General features: G+C 45.8%; 12 protein-coding genes. All 12 read left to right on the top strand.

Going from position 1 to position 14,777, the window contains the following annotated elements:
* The first annotated feature begins 27 nt into the window (after positions 1-27).
* The 12 genes from J2Z66_RS23865 to J2Z66_RS23810 all read left to right on the top strand — a co-directional run bounded on the left by J2Z66_RS23865 (position 28) and on the right by J2Z66_RS23810 (position 14,744).
* The gene (locus J2Z66_RS23865; protein ID WP_209975105.1) at positions 28-1,407 is read left to right on the top strand and encodes a sulfatase family protein; all 1,380 of its coding nucleotides are present in this window, start codon (positions 28-30) and stop codon (positions 1,405-1,407) included.
* 34 nt (positions 1,408-1,441) lie between these two features.
* Complete coding sequence (locus J2Z66_RS23860; protein WP_209975102.1) at positions 1,442-2,437, top strand: Gfo/Idh/MocA family protein; 996 nt, start codon at positions 1,442-1,444, stop codon at positions 2,435-2,437.
* 5 nt (positions 2,438-2,442) lie between these two features.
* On the top strand, positions 2,443-3,039 hold the full coding sequence (cysC, locus tag J2Z66_RS23855) for an adenylyl-sulfate kinase (RefSeq protein WP_209975100.1): 597 nt from the start codon (positions 2,443-2,445) through the stop codon (positions 3,037-3,039).
* On the top strand, positions 3,040-4,461 hold the full coding sequence (locus J2Z66_RS23850; protein WP_209975098.1) for a sulfatase family protein: 1,422 nt from the start codon (positions 3,040-3,042) through the stop codon (positions 4,459-4,461).
* A gap of 74 nt (positions 4,462-4,535) precedes the next feature.
* Positions 4,536-5,432 (top strand): AraC family transcriptional regulator, encoded by an 897-nt coding sequence (locus J2Z66_RS23845; RefSeq protein ID WP_209975096.1) that lies wholly within the window; start codon positions 4,536-4,538, stop codon positions 5,430-5,432.
* Between the two features lie 269 nt (positions 5,433-5,701).
* Positions 5,702-6,628: an NHL repeat-containing protein gene (locus tag J2Z66_RS23840; RefSeq protein ID WP_209975095.1), complete on the top strand. Its 927-nt coding sequence runs from the start codon at positions 5,702-5,704 to the stop codon at positions 6,626-6,628.
* Positions 6,629-6,650: 22 nt separating this feature from the next.
* Complete coding sequence (locus tag J2Z66_RS23835; protein WP_209975093.1) at positions 6,651-7,988, top strand: MATE family efflux transporter; 1,338 nt, start codon at positions 6,651-6,653, stop codon at positions 7,986-7,988.
* A gap of 205 nt (positions 7,989-8,193) precedes the next feature.
* Positions 8,194-9,186, top strand: coding sequence for an Rpn/YhgA-type helix-turn-helix domain-containing protein (locus tag J2Z66_RS23830; RefSeq protein WP_209975091.1), 993 nt, complete (start codon positions 8,194-8,196; stop codon positions 9,184-9,186).
* Between the two features lie 346 nt (positions 9,187-9,532).
* Positions 9,533-11,338, top strand: coding sequence for a sensor histidine kinase (locus J2Z66_RS23825; protein WP_245375792.1), 1,806 nt, complete (start codon positions 9,533-9,535; stop codon positions 11,336-11,338).
* Positions 11,310-12,860, top strand: a complete 1,551-nt coding sequence (locus tag J2Z66_RS23820) for a response regulator transcription factor (RefSeq protein WP_209975089.1) — start codon at positions 11,310-11,312, stop codon at positions 12,858-12,860. Before J2Z66_RS23825 ends, J2Z66_RS23820 begins: the two co-directional genes overlap by 29 nt.
* 152 nt (positions 12,861-13,012) lie before the next feature.
* Positions 13,013-13,918: a carbohydrate ABC transporter permease gene (locus tag J2Z66_RS23815; protein WP_245375791.1), complete on the top strand. Its 906-nt coding sequence runs from the start codon at positions 13,013-13,015 to the stop codon at positions 13,916-13,918.
* Entirely contained in the window at positions 13,911-14,744 is an 834-nt protein-coding gene (locus tag J2Z66_RS23810; protein ID WP_209975087.1) for a carbohydrate ABC transporter permease, read from the top strand. The genes J2Z66_RS23815 and J2Z66_RS23810 overlap by 8 nt, the downstream gene beginning before the upstream one ends.
* Positions 14,745-14,777: the final 33 nt, after the last annotated feature.

Genomic DNA, 14,777 nt, shown 5'->3' with positions numbered 1-14,777 from the left:
TCGGCATAATCTAAGGAGGAAACCTACATGGCACGCAAAAAATCTAATGTTATCTTTTTTGGTATCGATAGTTTACGCAGGGATCATATGAGTTCATACGGCTATTCCAAGCTGACAACTCCGCATATGGATAAGCTGGCAGCCGAGGGTGTTTTGTTCGAGCAGCATTTCAGTCCCAGCATTCCGACTACACCCGCTTATGCGGCGATGCTTACGGGGATGGATGTTTTCGGTACAGACGTAGTAGCGCTGCGTCATGAAGGGCCTATGGGCGATCATCTGCAGACACTTGCCGAGGTGCTTGGCGAGCAGGGCTATAACACAACCTGTATCGGTTTTACTGGAAATCCGTCGTCGAGGGGCTTCCAAACTTATCTGGACTACCAGTCTTGGCTCCCGGATGAATCGGGACGCGCTCCGAAAGCACAGAACTTGAATGAAACGGCCATACCTGAGCTAGAACGTCTGGCAGCTGAAGATAAGCCGTTTTTTCTCTTTATGCGCCATATGGATCCGCACTCCCCTTATTTACCGCCACAGCCGTATGATCGGATGTTTTATGGAAGTGATGAGCTGGATCCGGCTAATTCTTCGATGGAGCCTGTGTATAACTTTAAGCCGTTTGCTGATTATTTCAAGTCATGGATTCCCGAAGGAGTTACTGACTATGAATATGTTAACGCTCAATACGATGGTTCAATAGCGTATATGGATGCTTGTATTCAGAGCATTTTTGCGAAGGTTGAGGCGCTCGGTCTGGAAGAGGATACGTTAATTGTGATCACATCCGACCATGGCGAGACGCTATACGAGCACGATTGTTATTTTGACCATCATGGGTTGTATGATTGTACATTAGTTGTGCCGTTAATTATCAAGTACCCAGGGAAAGTACCTGCCGGAACGCGTAATTCCGATGTTTCTCTGATTCAGGATATTATGCCTACTGTTCTCGACCTGCTTGGTATCAAAAGTGGCATCAAATTTGACGGCCGTTCCCTGACCGGACCGATGAATGGAAAGAAAACTACACGTGTCAGCGAATTTTATATTTCGGAATGCACCTGGATGCGCAAGCATGGCTGGCGGACACCGGAGTGGAAGCTAATTCTTGCGCTGGAGCCCGATTTTCACGACAAACCGGAGGTAGAGCTGTATAATTTAATACAGGATCCGGAGGAAAATGTTAATTTGGCGGAGCAGGAACCAGACGTTGTTGCTTTACTGGAAAAAAGGATGCTCGCTCATATCGCCAAGCGGGAGAAGCTGACCAAGCGCCGCAACCCGATCTACACAAATTTGAACTGGCATGGTAAAAACAAAAACTTCACCTCCTCGAAGGAGATTTACGAGGCACTGCATATTGGTTCCATTGGCAATGCGCGTTCCTTGCAGGAGAAGAAATAGAAGCCGGCTGGACAGTGAGAAAGGAAGGTTACCGATGATCAAAGTAGCCGTTGTGGGTGTGAATCATATCGGGAAAATTCATTGCCAGACCTACCGGAAGCATCCGCAAACTGAGCTTGCAGCTGTGTGCGATCTTATGGGAGATCGCGCTGCTGCGGTAGGTCTTGAGTTCGGGGTGCCAGCTTATACGGATCTTCGTATACTGCTGGACAAGGAAGCTATAGATGTTATCGTTGTTGCAACTGCTGGAGTGGAGAAAGGCAGCCATCACTTTCAGCCTGTTATGACAGCGATTGAAGCGGGTAAGGATGTGTTTGTAGAGAAGCCAATCTCGAACTCGATTCAGGAGGCCAGGCAGATGGTCTCATCAGCTCGGGAGAGAAATGTGCGGCTTGCTTGCAATCTGAACCACCGCTTCACACCAGCTGCGTATCGTGCAAAGAAGCTGGTGGCTGAAGGTGAGCTTGGGGAGCTGCTTTTTATTAATATGCGGCTGACTATTGATAATCCGTCTGAGGAAAGCGAATGGCTTCATATGCGGGCGCTGCACCCTCATTCGATCGATGTCATGCGTTACTTTGGCGGTGATATCAGGCGTGTGCAGTCCTTCATGACTAAAGCGCCTGGACGCAGCTCCTGGTCTACGGTTTCGGTCAATATGGAGTTTGCCTCTGGTGCTGTGGGACATTTGACAGGAAGCTATGATATGTCGATGCGTCATCCGATCGAATACTGCGAGGTAGCCGGGCATACGGGACGCATCGTCATTGATAATGTATATGAAAGCATGACCTTTTTTCCTCACAAATCGGATGATCTTCAGGTCTACAGGAATCCATTGTTTGGAGGCATGGAGGGCTTTAACGATACGTTCCGGCAGCGGATTGGCAGATTTATTGAACAAATAGAAGCGGGTACGGCTCCAGCCGATATAGAAGCGTCTGGTGCAGATGCACTTGCCGCACAAGAGGTTATAGAAGCTGCAATCCGTTCACATCAGCTTGGCGGAGAGCCAGTGGAGGTTATTTAGAACCGATGATACAGGAAGCGAATGCAACAACCAAGAGCAAGAAACAACAGGCAGGAGCAGTGCTTTGGTTTACCGGATTATCCGGAGCTGGCAAGACAACGACGGCTCAAGCAGTGGAGGCACAGCTGCGGGAACGGGGCTGCGCAGTTGAATTGCTGGATGGCGATGTATTGCGGGAAACGATTTGTAAAGGGCTGGGCTTTAGCCGCGAAGAACGGTTCGAAAATATTAAACGGATTGCTTATGTCGCCAAGCTGCTTTCCCGAAACGGGGTTATCGTGCTCGTATCGGCGATTACCCCCTACCGTGAAATGCGGGATTATGTGCGCGGCGAGGTAGCCGGATTTGTGGAGATTTACGTGAAATGCTCGCTTGAGGAATGCGAAAGAAGAGATGTGAAGGGGCTTTATGCCAAAGCAAGAAGAGGCGAGGTAGCCAGATTTACTGGCGTTTCTGATCCTTACGAGGAGCCTCTGCAGCCGGAAATTACACTCTGCACCACCTCATTCCCGCTGGAACAAAATACGGAGGCGGTCCTGAGCTGGCTCGATCAAGCTGCGGCCGGACGTCTTGACGAAAGTGGCTTCACGGGAGGATACTAGATGAAGATCATTCTGATTTCACTCGACACTTTAAGGGCTTCACGGTTAAGCGGTTATGGCTATGGAAAACCTACAAGCCCTTATTTGGATCGGATCGCCGAACAGGGAGTGACTTTTGAGAAAGCTTACGCAGCAGATATTCCAACAGAGGTAGCGCATACCGGTATTTTTACAGGAAAAATTGGATTGTCTACGGGGATTGTATCACATGGCTCTGGCCTTACACATTTGCCCAAAACGACGGCCTGGCTTCCTACTATGCTGCGCAAGGCGGGCTTTACTACAGCAGCTGTGGACAATTTATACCAATTGAAAGAATGGTTCGCCAGAGGGTACCGCTATTATATGAACAGCTCTGGAGAAAAACGATGGATAGACGGGCGTACTGTCAATGATCTGGCTATGCCCTGGTTGAAAGAGCATAAGGACGAGAATTTTTTCTTATTTCTGCATTATTGGGATACCCACACTCCTTACCTGCCTCCAGAGGATTATGTTTCGCGATTTTACGAAAGCGGCCGTGACCCTTATGATTCCCGCCATACAAGTATGGAGGCTGCTTATAATCATTTGGCATACCCCTTCTTCAAGCACCATCATTATGATTTGGTTGAGGGAGTTACGGACAGTGCTTATTATGATGCGCTTTACGATGCTGAAATTCGCTATTTAGACGATCGGCTTCAGGAGCTTGATGAGCATCTGGAGCAAATCGGTATCCGTGAGGAGACACTGGTTATCCTTTTTGGCGATCATGGTGAAAGTCTGACTGAGCATGACATTTATTGGGATCATTGCGGGCTGTATGAGCCGACCGTTCATGTCCCTATCATCATGCGCTGGCCAGGCCGGATGTCAGCCGGGAGACGGGTGCAAGGGCTTGTGCAGCAGGTCGATCTGCTGCCCACTATTCTGGAAGCGGTTCGCCAGGAAGCGCCGGAAGGTATTGATCTTTCCAAGCTGGAAGACCCTGCAGGCTTGGATGGTTTCAGTTTGTGGCCAACGATTCAAGGTACTGCGGATCATACGCATGAGACGATATACCTTAGTGAATGTGCTTGGCAGGCATCACGGGGGATTCGGACGGAGCGTTACAAATATATTCACACCTATGATTCTGGTCCTTTTACCCGGCCTGACTGTGAGCTGTATGATCTGGAAACCGATCCGGAGGAAACCGTCAATTTGGCGAACGAACTGCCGGAGCTCACTGCAAGCTTTGAGCGGCAGTTGAAGGAATGGGTCGCAGCAAAGCTTGATGGACGAGAGGATCCGATGCAGGTACAGCTGCAGGAAGCGGGCCTTCCCTTTCGCAGGCGGATTGAGGAGATCCTGGCCTCTGTGGGTATAACTTGGGAGGAATGGCTTGCGGATCCCCGGCGCGAACGCTTTGACAGCGCTGTAAGGAACAATCATAGTTGACCACCTTCTGGCTAAGAGGGGCAAAATAACGACAGATCTTTTCTGAGTATATTTGCGAAAGGTGGAATATCGGTGTGAAAAGCGTAATAAGCAGCAGCAGCTATATGAAGGAAGAATTTCCATTTTGGGTGAATCGAAGCGTACAGGGGAACATTGAAGAGCACGGCCACGATTTCGTAGAACTCGTCTACGTGGTGCGCGGCAAAGGTATTCATGTGTTTGAAGGTACTGGCTATGAAATACAGACAAGTGATGTGTTTATTATAAACCCCGGAGAAACACATGCTTACTTAGTTGAGAAGGGCGAGCAGATGGAAATTATCAATTGCTTGTTTATGCCTTCTTTTATTCCTAATTCGCTGCTTCGCGAGCTGGAAATTTCGGGCTCGATGGATTATTTTTACGTGCATCCTTTTTTGAAAAGCGATATTCGTTTCAATCACCGGCTTAATCTGCATGGACAGGATGCTGCTTCCGTGCTGTTCCTCTTTGATAGTATGATTCGGGAAAATAGCAACCGCAGCCTCGGCTTTGCAACGATCATCCGACTGCAAATGATTGAGCTTCTAGTTCTGCTCTCGCGCTATTATACACTTTCGCAAACGCAGAAGAGGTCTTCCTCTCCGCGCCAGGCAGACCGGGAGATGACGGCAAGGCGCATCTATGGGTATCTGGAAAGAAATTATGAGAAAAAGATAACGCTGGAGCTGCTTGCCGAGCTTTTTAATGTCAGCATCCGGCAGTTGAACCGGCTTATGGGACAGGAATTCGAGCGAAGTGTAATCGATGTTCTTCATCAAATCCGCATCGAGCGGGCCAAGCATCTGCTTATGGAAACAGACGAGAAAGTCATTGCTGTCGCGACCATGGTCGGGTATGACGATCCTTCCTTTTTCAGCCGTTTATTTCTTCGTCATGTTGGCTGCTCGCCTAGTCATTATCGCACCGGCCTTGAGCTTATTAGACGATAACGTTCAAACGTGCTCATTCCATATACAAATCTCTTCAGAGGACCTGGCATCGGCTTGGTCTTCTTCACTTGTTCAGAACCATAGTCCATTTCCTACCCATGCACCGATGTATGAACAAGCAAATCAAAGGATGCCACAAGGCTCTTTTTTTCTTTCATTTCGTCAACCAATCTTATAGAATGGAAACTAGGGTTCAAGCTAACCCCGTTAACTTGCTGTCAAATTGTGCGCAAATACATGACGGCTAAGAATAGGAGATGTATATACTTATGTCAGCTAACACACAAGTTGGAAACGGAACGCATACTTATGAGGTCGCTACTGGTTGGGCTAAATTGCCGGACCATTTGAAATTCGGATATACGCACGGCGTTGTAGTCGATAAAGAGAATCATGTGTATATATTTCACACGGGGAAACCATCTGTATTTAAGTTTGACAAGGAAGGGAACTATCTCGCATCATGGGGCGAGGAGTTTGAGGGAGGCGCACACGGCTTCTATCTGCACGAGGAGGCAGGCGGTGAATTCCTTTATGTGACGGATACAGTTAAGGGGATAATGGTGAAAACAACCCTGGATGGCGAACATCTGCTAACCCTGGGAGCTCCTGATCATGGAGATATGTATGACGCTGATCGTCAGTATGTGCCAACAGACGTAGCTGTTGCTCCCAATGGAGATATTTATATTGCAGACGGATACGGACAGAGCTGGATTCACCAATACACAGCGGAGGGGATTTACATCCGTTCATGGGGAGGAAAGGGCTCTGAACCGGGGCAATTAAATTGTCCACATGGTATTTCTGTAGATCTACGCGGCAATGAACCCGTGCTGTATGTGGCTGATAGAGGGAATTATCGGATACAGGTATTTACACTGGATGGCCAGTTCGTAAGGATCATCGCAGATGATATGGATATGCCCTGCAGCTTCTATTATTACAAGGATGAGATCTATTTTCCGGATTTGCACAGCCGGATAACCATTTTTGACAAAAACGACCGGCTTATCACTCATTTGGGTGAAGATCAGCAAGCCTATAAGCAGACGGGTTGGCCCAATTTGGCGAAATCGTATTACAAGACGAATAAGTTCAGTTCTCCTCATGGGATTTGTGTCGATTCGGCAGGGGATGTTTATGTGGCAGAATGGATTGTGGACGGAAGGATTACTAAATTAGTACGCAATTAAGTAAAGAGGGTAAAATAACATCATGTTTAAACATTGGAAACCGATTATCAAGTTAGCTTTTCCATCGCTAATTGCTTTTTCAACGCAGACAGTTACAGCAACAATTGGATTAATTATGCTCGGTCATTTAGGTGCGCTGACGATTGCGATCGTTGGCGTGTCTAATATTATTATGTATAATGCTTTTGCGATTTTTTCCGGCATTGGCCATACAGTGAACTACTTGATTGCCCAAAATTTTGGAGCCAATGATATGAAGAAAGGCATAGAGCGTACTTATATCGCTCTTTATTTGAGTGCTGCCTTTGGCATATTTTTGCTCTGTTTAGGCACATTTGGTGCGGAATGGATCATCCGGTTGGTTTCTCCAGAGTTAGTGGAGGGTGGCAGTTTCTATTTGCAGCTCCGCTTCTATGCTATGGCTTGCGGAACCGTTACCTTTGTTTTTCAAGGGTTTCTGCGCGGCGTCAGCCGGACCCGAACTACGATGGTATTGTCCCTGGCAAACGGAGTCACTATGATTTTCTTTACGTATGCATTAACCTTCGGTAATTTAGGATTTCCAGAAATGGGCTTGACTGGTGCAGGGACTGCTGTTCTGCTTGGTGAAGCTGTCGCCTTGCTGGGTGCTTTGTATGTTTACTTTTTTTCGCTTAACAAGGTGTTCCAGACTCGCTCAAAGGTTAAGTTTAATCGTAATGAAGGCAAGCTTATTTTAGTTGAGAGCGGAAAGCTGGGCATGCAGGAGTTTTCGATGAGCGTTTCGATGCTTATTTTCACCATATTCGTTGCCCGCCTCGGAACCAGTGCACTGGCTGCAAATGAGGTTGCGCTCAATGTGATGTCGTTTGGCTTTATGCCGGCATTTGCCTTCGGAGCGACAGCGACGATCCTTGTCGGACAAAGAGTTGGGCAAGGCGATCCGATGCAGGCGAAACGAGCGGGAGTTGACACTGCGATAATCGGGACTCTATGTTTAATCCTGCTAGGTACGATAGAGCTATTCGCCGCTGAACCGATTGCCCGAATGTTCACAAATGATCCTGAGGTTTATAAATTGGCAGCCCATTTAATCATGGTATCAGCCTACCTGCAAATATTTGACGGATTGTTGAATTTCTATGCGGGAGGACTGCGGGGAATTGGGGATACGACATTCCTGCTGCGCGCTTCATTTGTCCTCTGCTGGTTCTTGTTTGTGCCGCTGGCATACCTGATGATTTTCGTTTTTGAATTCGGAAGCATGGGAGCCTGGATTTCCTTCTATACGTTCCTGGTCTTTTTCGGACTGACGGTCATGTATAGATTTCACAAAACTGACTGGATCTCCGTGCGTTTAAAAAACGCTTCGCATGAATAAGCAGTTTAAATGAAAAATTAAAATAAAAGCTGACAGGCAAGTGTCCCTATGATACTATGAAAATTACGAACACATACATCGGACGTGAAGCACACGCCGCTTTCATATTTCCTTCCAGGAAATATGAAGACGGCGTTTTTTGTGTTTGCGGTGTGTTGTATGGTAATTATGGTATAATGGGGGGAGAATTATAACTAAGCAAAAGATGCAGGAGACAGGTCACAGACATGAGAAAATCAAGCTCGACCAAACCTTGCAGCAGTTATTTAAGCTATCGAACAAAGTGACAATTCAACTAATCAATGGGCTGTTTGGTGAGTCTTTTTATGAATTAGATGTCACCGACATTCACTATGAAGATAGCCGGTTTACGCTGGACAATCTGGAACGGCTGGAAGCCGATTTGTATATAACCCTTCGTACCCGTGCTGGCGTGTTTCGTTATCACATTGAATTTCAGACCCTGAAGGACAGCTCGATGATTATCCGGATGTTCAAATATGGGCTTGAGAAAGCGATAAGGGACAGAAATATGGAGATGGTTGTGAAAACCGGAAAAGTTGTCATTAAGTATCCACAGCAGCGTGTGATCTTTCTAGAAGAGAACAAGACGATTTCCGATACACTCTCCATGCATTTGAGATTTGATGATGGGCAGGAACTGGAGTACTGTGTTCCCGTTGTGAAGTATTGGACTTATTCGGCAGAGGAGCTGCGGGCACGACGATTATACGCGCTGCTTCCACTGCAAGTGTTCAATGTGAGAGCGGAGCTGAAAAGGATTCAGCGGAGCAAGCGGCCAGAAGAGGTAAAGAAGCAGAAGATCTTAGAGCAGTTCCAGCGCTTGAAAGATACGATTCATAAGACATTGCATATGCTAAATCAATTATATGAAGAGAACGAGCTACTGTTCAGAGATATGGAGCAGATGATGAAAGCTGCAACCTATATCACAGAGCATTTATATGCTCACTACGATCCATATCCTGAGTTAAGTAAGGAGGTCAATAAGATGTGGGACACACTGATAGATCCCAAAGTCTGGAAGGATGGCGAACGGGAAGGTATGCTGAAAGGAAAGCTTGAAGGAAAGTTTGAAGTCGCGCGAAATATGTTGAAAGAAGGATTAGAGATTTCGATGGTTGCCAGACTAACAAGGCTGAGTGAAGAGGAAGTTGAACGATTGCTTGTTGAGTAATAAAAGTAATTCAATCCGTAAGGACCTTGCCAGGCGGCCAGGTCCTTTTAAGCTTGGTGTTCGTGCGATTGAAGCTGAGAGAGGGAAGGGATGTGGGAGGAAGAGCGATAGCGTCCGCATTTAAAGATTTGTTCCAACCTCCATATCCATTCATTCAAGGGAACAAATCTTTAACAGCGGCTGGAGCCCACATTCCTTTCCTCAGGCGCAATCAACAAAATCGACAACTATCGACAATCATCGACGACCATCGACAGTCTGAATATCACTGTGATACAATAAACGGGAAAAATGGGGAGAGGTTAACTTCGCCAAGGGAGAATGAGTGCCAAGGAGAGAATGACTTATGCAACTGATCAAATATGCCTTATCCCAAATTAATTCCATAGGGAATAAAATATTTTTTTCCATCCTCTTATTTCTAATTATCCCCTTTCTGATCACCTTCAATTTAATCGATAAGCCACTGGAGAAAGTCATTGAACAGAAGATCGGCGAGTCCGCACGAGAAGCGTTAACTTTGATTAATTTCAACGTGGAGATCATTCTGCAGGATATGTTGAAGTCCTCCGTAGAAATATCCAAGAATCCGAACGTGGTTACCTTGTTGAAAAATCCCAACCATTATAGCGATTACGAGAAGCTAAGGCTCAAGGATGAGGTGCTGAACAATATGTTCAGTTCTTTCTATTCGGATACGTATGTAACCTTGACTGACTATCAGGGGAACTGGTATAGCACCAGGTATATCGAGTCCAGCCAAATTCCTAGTTACATTGGTTCACAGTGGTATAAAGACTTGTTGGACAAGCCGAATCAATTAAGATGGATATTCAATTATACAGATTTTATATATATCGATAAAACGCCTATTATTTCACTGATCAAGACGGTTACCGATCATCAGACCAAACAAAATCTCGGACTGCTGATCTATAGTGTGGCGGAAACCGACATCAGAAAATATTTGTCCACGCTGGAGGGTCAAGTGTTCTTGATCGATGAAGAGGGCACCGTAGTTTCCAGTCCGGATAAGGACAGAATTGGTAATAATGTGACTGGCGAAGCGTTTATGACAGGCGTAGGTGAGCGGTCAGAAGGACAGGTTATTGTTACAACAGACGAGACAAAGTGGATCGTCAATTATGATACGGTGGAACAGACGGCATGGAAAATTGTGCAGATCATTCCTTACGACACGGTGTTTAAGCAAATTTTTGATATACGAGAAATGAATATTTGGATTGTTGCTTTGATCTTCCTTATTTTTATGATTATTACACTTACGATTTCATTCGGCATATCCAGGCCGCTCAAGCTGCTGAATAAGCGGATGCAGGGAGCGGAAGCGAAGAATTTTGACAGTATGCTGAGTATTGCTGGTCCCAAAGAAATAGCTACATTGATCGGAACGTACAATAAAATGATTAAGCAGATCAAGGAGCTGCTTATTCGCTTGAAAGAGGAGTTTCAACAAAAGGAAGATATGCGGTTTCAGGCACTTCAGGCGCAAATCAATCCGCATTTTATTCTGAACACGTTGAATAATATTAAATGGATGGCCTATATCAAGCAAGATCGGGAGGTAGGAGACATGCTGTCGAGTCTGGGCATTATTCTCGAATCAAGCATAGGCCGCGGAGGCAGCAGTCTGATTCGGCTTCGCGAGGAAATCCATTATATTGAGAATTATATTTCTTTAATGAAGCTGAAGTATAATGAAAAGCTGTCGGTTCAATACTCCATACCGGATGAGCTTCTTGACTGCGAAGTGATCAAATTTATTTTGCAGCCCATTATAGAGAACAGTATTTATCACGGAATCGAGGCTATAGCAGGGCAGGGGGAAATTCGGATTGAAGCGAAGGTGGAGGAGGGCCGGTTTATTATTTCGGTGTATGACAATGGAGTTGGCATGAGTAAGGACAAGCTGGATCAGGTCAATGATTGGCTGGAGCAAAGATCCAGTGGCAAGCTGCCGCATCGGATCGGCATCAAGAATGTTCATGATCGGATTCGATTGCAGTATGGGGAAAGCTTCGGCATCCAAATCAGGAGTGTGCCAAGCGAAGGAACAATTGTGGATGTACTGCTGCCACTGAAGAAATTGGAGGAGCGAACAGATGAAATTGAAAGTACTTCTGGTAGATGACGAGCTTCTGATTCGCCTGGGTATCAAGTCGATCATAGACTGGGAGAGTCAGGGATTTATTATAGGAGATGCCCCCGATGGGCAGAAGGCACTGGAAATGATGGAGCAGGAACAACCGGACATCTTGCTTACGGATATTGTCATGCCTCGTATGAACGGGCTGGAGCTGATCGAGCATGTAAAAGCGCGTTACCCCCATGTCAGAATCATTGTGCTGAGCAGTCATAACGATTATGAGTATTTGCGCAGGGCGATGAAATTGGGGGTTGACGATTACATCCTGAAAGCATCCATGAAGCCAGAAGAGCTGCTCGAGCTTTTGCTGGAAACGGCAGAGAAAATTCGTGTGGACCAGCAGGAGATGGAACGGCATATGACTAGTCAGCAGCCTGTAGAGGACAGGAGCAAAGCATGGTCAAGGTGGCTTCATCATGTGATAGAGGCGCCTGGTGGATCGGAAGATGAGGCTAATAGCGGCTTGGCGTTATCTAGTGCGAATAGATGTATGGTGCTTCGCATTCACCGCAGCAACCATGTATCCATGGAGCTGGAGCCCAATCAAACGACGCTGCGGAACTTGCTTGAACTGGAGCTGAATAAATGGCTTAAGGGATATGTGATCCCATACCTGGACAACGAGTGGGTCCTGCTCATTCCTGAGGAACGCGATAAAGCTATTCTACTTGAACAAACCAAGCTAATTGCTCAGGATTTAATCAGCGCAGCTAGACGATTTTTGAATGCGTCTGTGAGCATTGGAATAAGTCGCCGGTTTTCAGAGGCCTCATACATTCAAAGCGTTTACTTGCAGACGAGAGATGTTCTCCAGTTATATTTTGTTGAAGGCAAGGAGAAAGTTTTTGCTTGTGAAGAGCATGCCGCGCTTGATCCGTCCGCATTCGTCATTTCCAGGGAAGAGGAGAACCGTCTGAAGACGGAGCTTGATCGTTTGAACGGGGAAGAATTGCAGACGACAATTCGCGCGATATTTGCACGTATGAGGGAAGTAAGAAAGCCTGTCGAAAACTATATTCAGGCATGTCTGAGGCTGCTTCATCTGATCCCAACCTCCAGCTTCGGGGAGGGAAGTCCGCTATACAAGCAGGTACTAGGTTTTGAGGAGCTTGAGGAAGCAAGGCAGTGGTTCGAACGTTTTCTTCAAGACCATATAGAGCGGGCCAAGCAAACAATGCGCGAAACATACCGCGAGGAAATCATGCAATTGCTCTTGCATATGAAGTCACATTATAAGCAGGATCTTTCGCTGGGACAGGCAGCCGGGTTGATTAATATGAGCGAAAGCTATCTTAGCTTCCTGTTTAAAAAAGAAATGAACGTAAGTTTTACAGAATATTTGAATCAGCTCCGCATTGAGAAGGCAGTCGAATTATTATTGGAAACGGAGCTTCCAAGCTATCGGATCGCGGAGGAAGTCGGCTATGAGAACATCAATTACTTCGGACGTGTATTTAAAAAGCAAAAAGGTGTAAGTCCTCAGCAATACCGGAACCAGCATCAATAACAAATTTGTGCTACCTCACCTCAAAAAAATGAACATCATCAAAAACATCCAAAAAATATGAAAAGATAAAGCGGTTTTATTAATGTTAAGATGGCGGGGAGAACGGTATAATCTCATTGTAAGCGTTTCAAAAGACAAGTGAGGTGAACCGGTTGAATGCTTCTCAGACTGCAGCTTCCAAGCGCAGGTCCAATTTACTACCTTTATTGTGGCTCGTTCCGAGCATGCTGCTTATTGCAGTCGTTATTGTTTATCCGATCTATGAGCTTTTTATCATCTCCTTTTCGGAAATTAGCATGTCCGGTATCCGTAAGGGCTATAACGGTTTGGACAACTATCGGGCGCTTTTTGCTGACAAAACCTTTTTTACGGTGGTCAATAACACGTTTGTCTGGACCATCGCCGTTGTCGGCATAAGCACCATTTTGTCCCTGGGCATTGCCAATCTCCTGAATCAAAAATTTCCCGGCAGAAGGCTGGTCAGGTCTGCATTGATTATCCCATGGTCCGTATCCTTGATCATTACATCGGTCATCTGGAAATGGATATTGGATTATAACTACGGCGTGCTGAATTTGATTTTGATGAAATTAGGCTTGATTGAGGAGAATATTTACTGGCTTGCCAAAGCATCAAGTTCCTTTCCAGCTATGATTTGGGTAGGGATCATGGTTACGATTCCATTTACCTCCTTTATATTGCTGGCTGGTCTGCAATCGATTTCAAAGGATTTATATGAATCTGCCGATGTCGATGGTGCCAATGGATGGCAGCGCTTTGTACACATCACCTTGCCGTTATTAAGGAACCCGTTGACGGTGAGTATCGTGCTCAATACGATCTATGTATTTAACTCCTTCCCGATCATCTGGTCCATTACGAAGGGAGATCCGGTCAACAAAACAGACTTGGTTACGACCTATTTATATAAGCTGGCCTTCCAATCGAATAAGATGGGGGAAGCGGCAGCCGTGTCCGTCATCAGCTTTATCATCTTGCTGGTCTTTGCGATCGTTTATGTGTCGTTGTCGCTTAGGAAGGAGGAAGAGAATGAATAAAACCTCCAGATGGAATAAAGGCTTCATTGCTGCAGCAGGTTATGTATTATTTATCGTACTTATTTTTCCATATTTTATTATGCTGATTACTTCGTTAAAAAATAAAACAGAGGTCTACAGCCTGCCTCCGACGTTTTTTCCTACGGATTGGACCTTGTATAATTTTGTTGATATATGGAATAAAATACCGCTGGCGCATTATTTCGTGAATTCTTTGTCGATTTCTGTCGGAACCATGCTGTTAACGCTCATATCTGCTGTTCCAGCGGCCTATATCATGACTCGGTTTCGTTTTTCAGGCAGAAATTTGTACATGTATATCATCATCGTGACCCAGATGTTTTCGCCTATCGTGTTATTGGTAGGGTTGTATCGGGAAATTCACTGGTTTGGCCTTATGGATTCCCTCTGGGGATTAATTATTATTAACACTGCGTTTTGCCAAGCATTTGCGATATGGATATTAAGGGGATATTTCACAACGATCCCGAAAGAACTGGAGCAAGCCGCATGGATCGATGGGTGCACGAGGTTTGGAGCTGTGTGGAGAGTCATCCTGCCTTTGGCCGCGCCTGGCATTATTACGGCTGTTATATTCGTATTCATTATGTCCTGGAATGAGTTTGTAGTGGCGCTTACGTTAATTTCAACAGAAACGAAAAAGCCAATCACTGTCGGGATCTATGCTTTCTTCGGAAAATATGATGTGCAGTGGCAATATTTATTCGCAACCTCCTTAATCGCAACCGTGCCTGTTGTCACCTTGTTCCTAGCTATTGAAAAATACTTGATCGATGGATTGACAGCCGGAAGCGTGAAGCATTAAAACAGCACCGAACTGTTCGGATGAATGCGTAAA

The sequence above is a fragment of the Paenibacillus eucommiae genome (assembly GCF_017874215.1).
Taxonomy (GTDB): Bacteria; Bacillota; Bacilli; order Paenibacillales; family NBRC-103111; genus Paenibacillus_AI; species Paenibacillus_AI eucommiae.
Note: the sequence above shows the minus strand (reverse complement) of the source record. Positions and strands in the feature narration are given on the sequence as shown.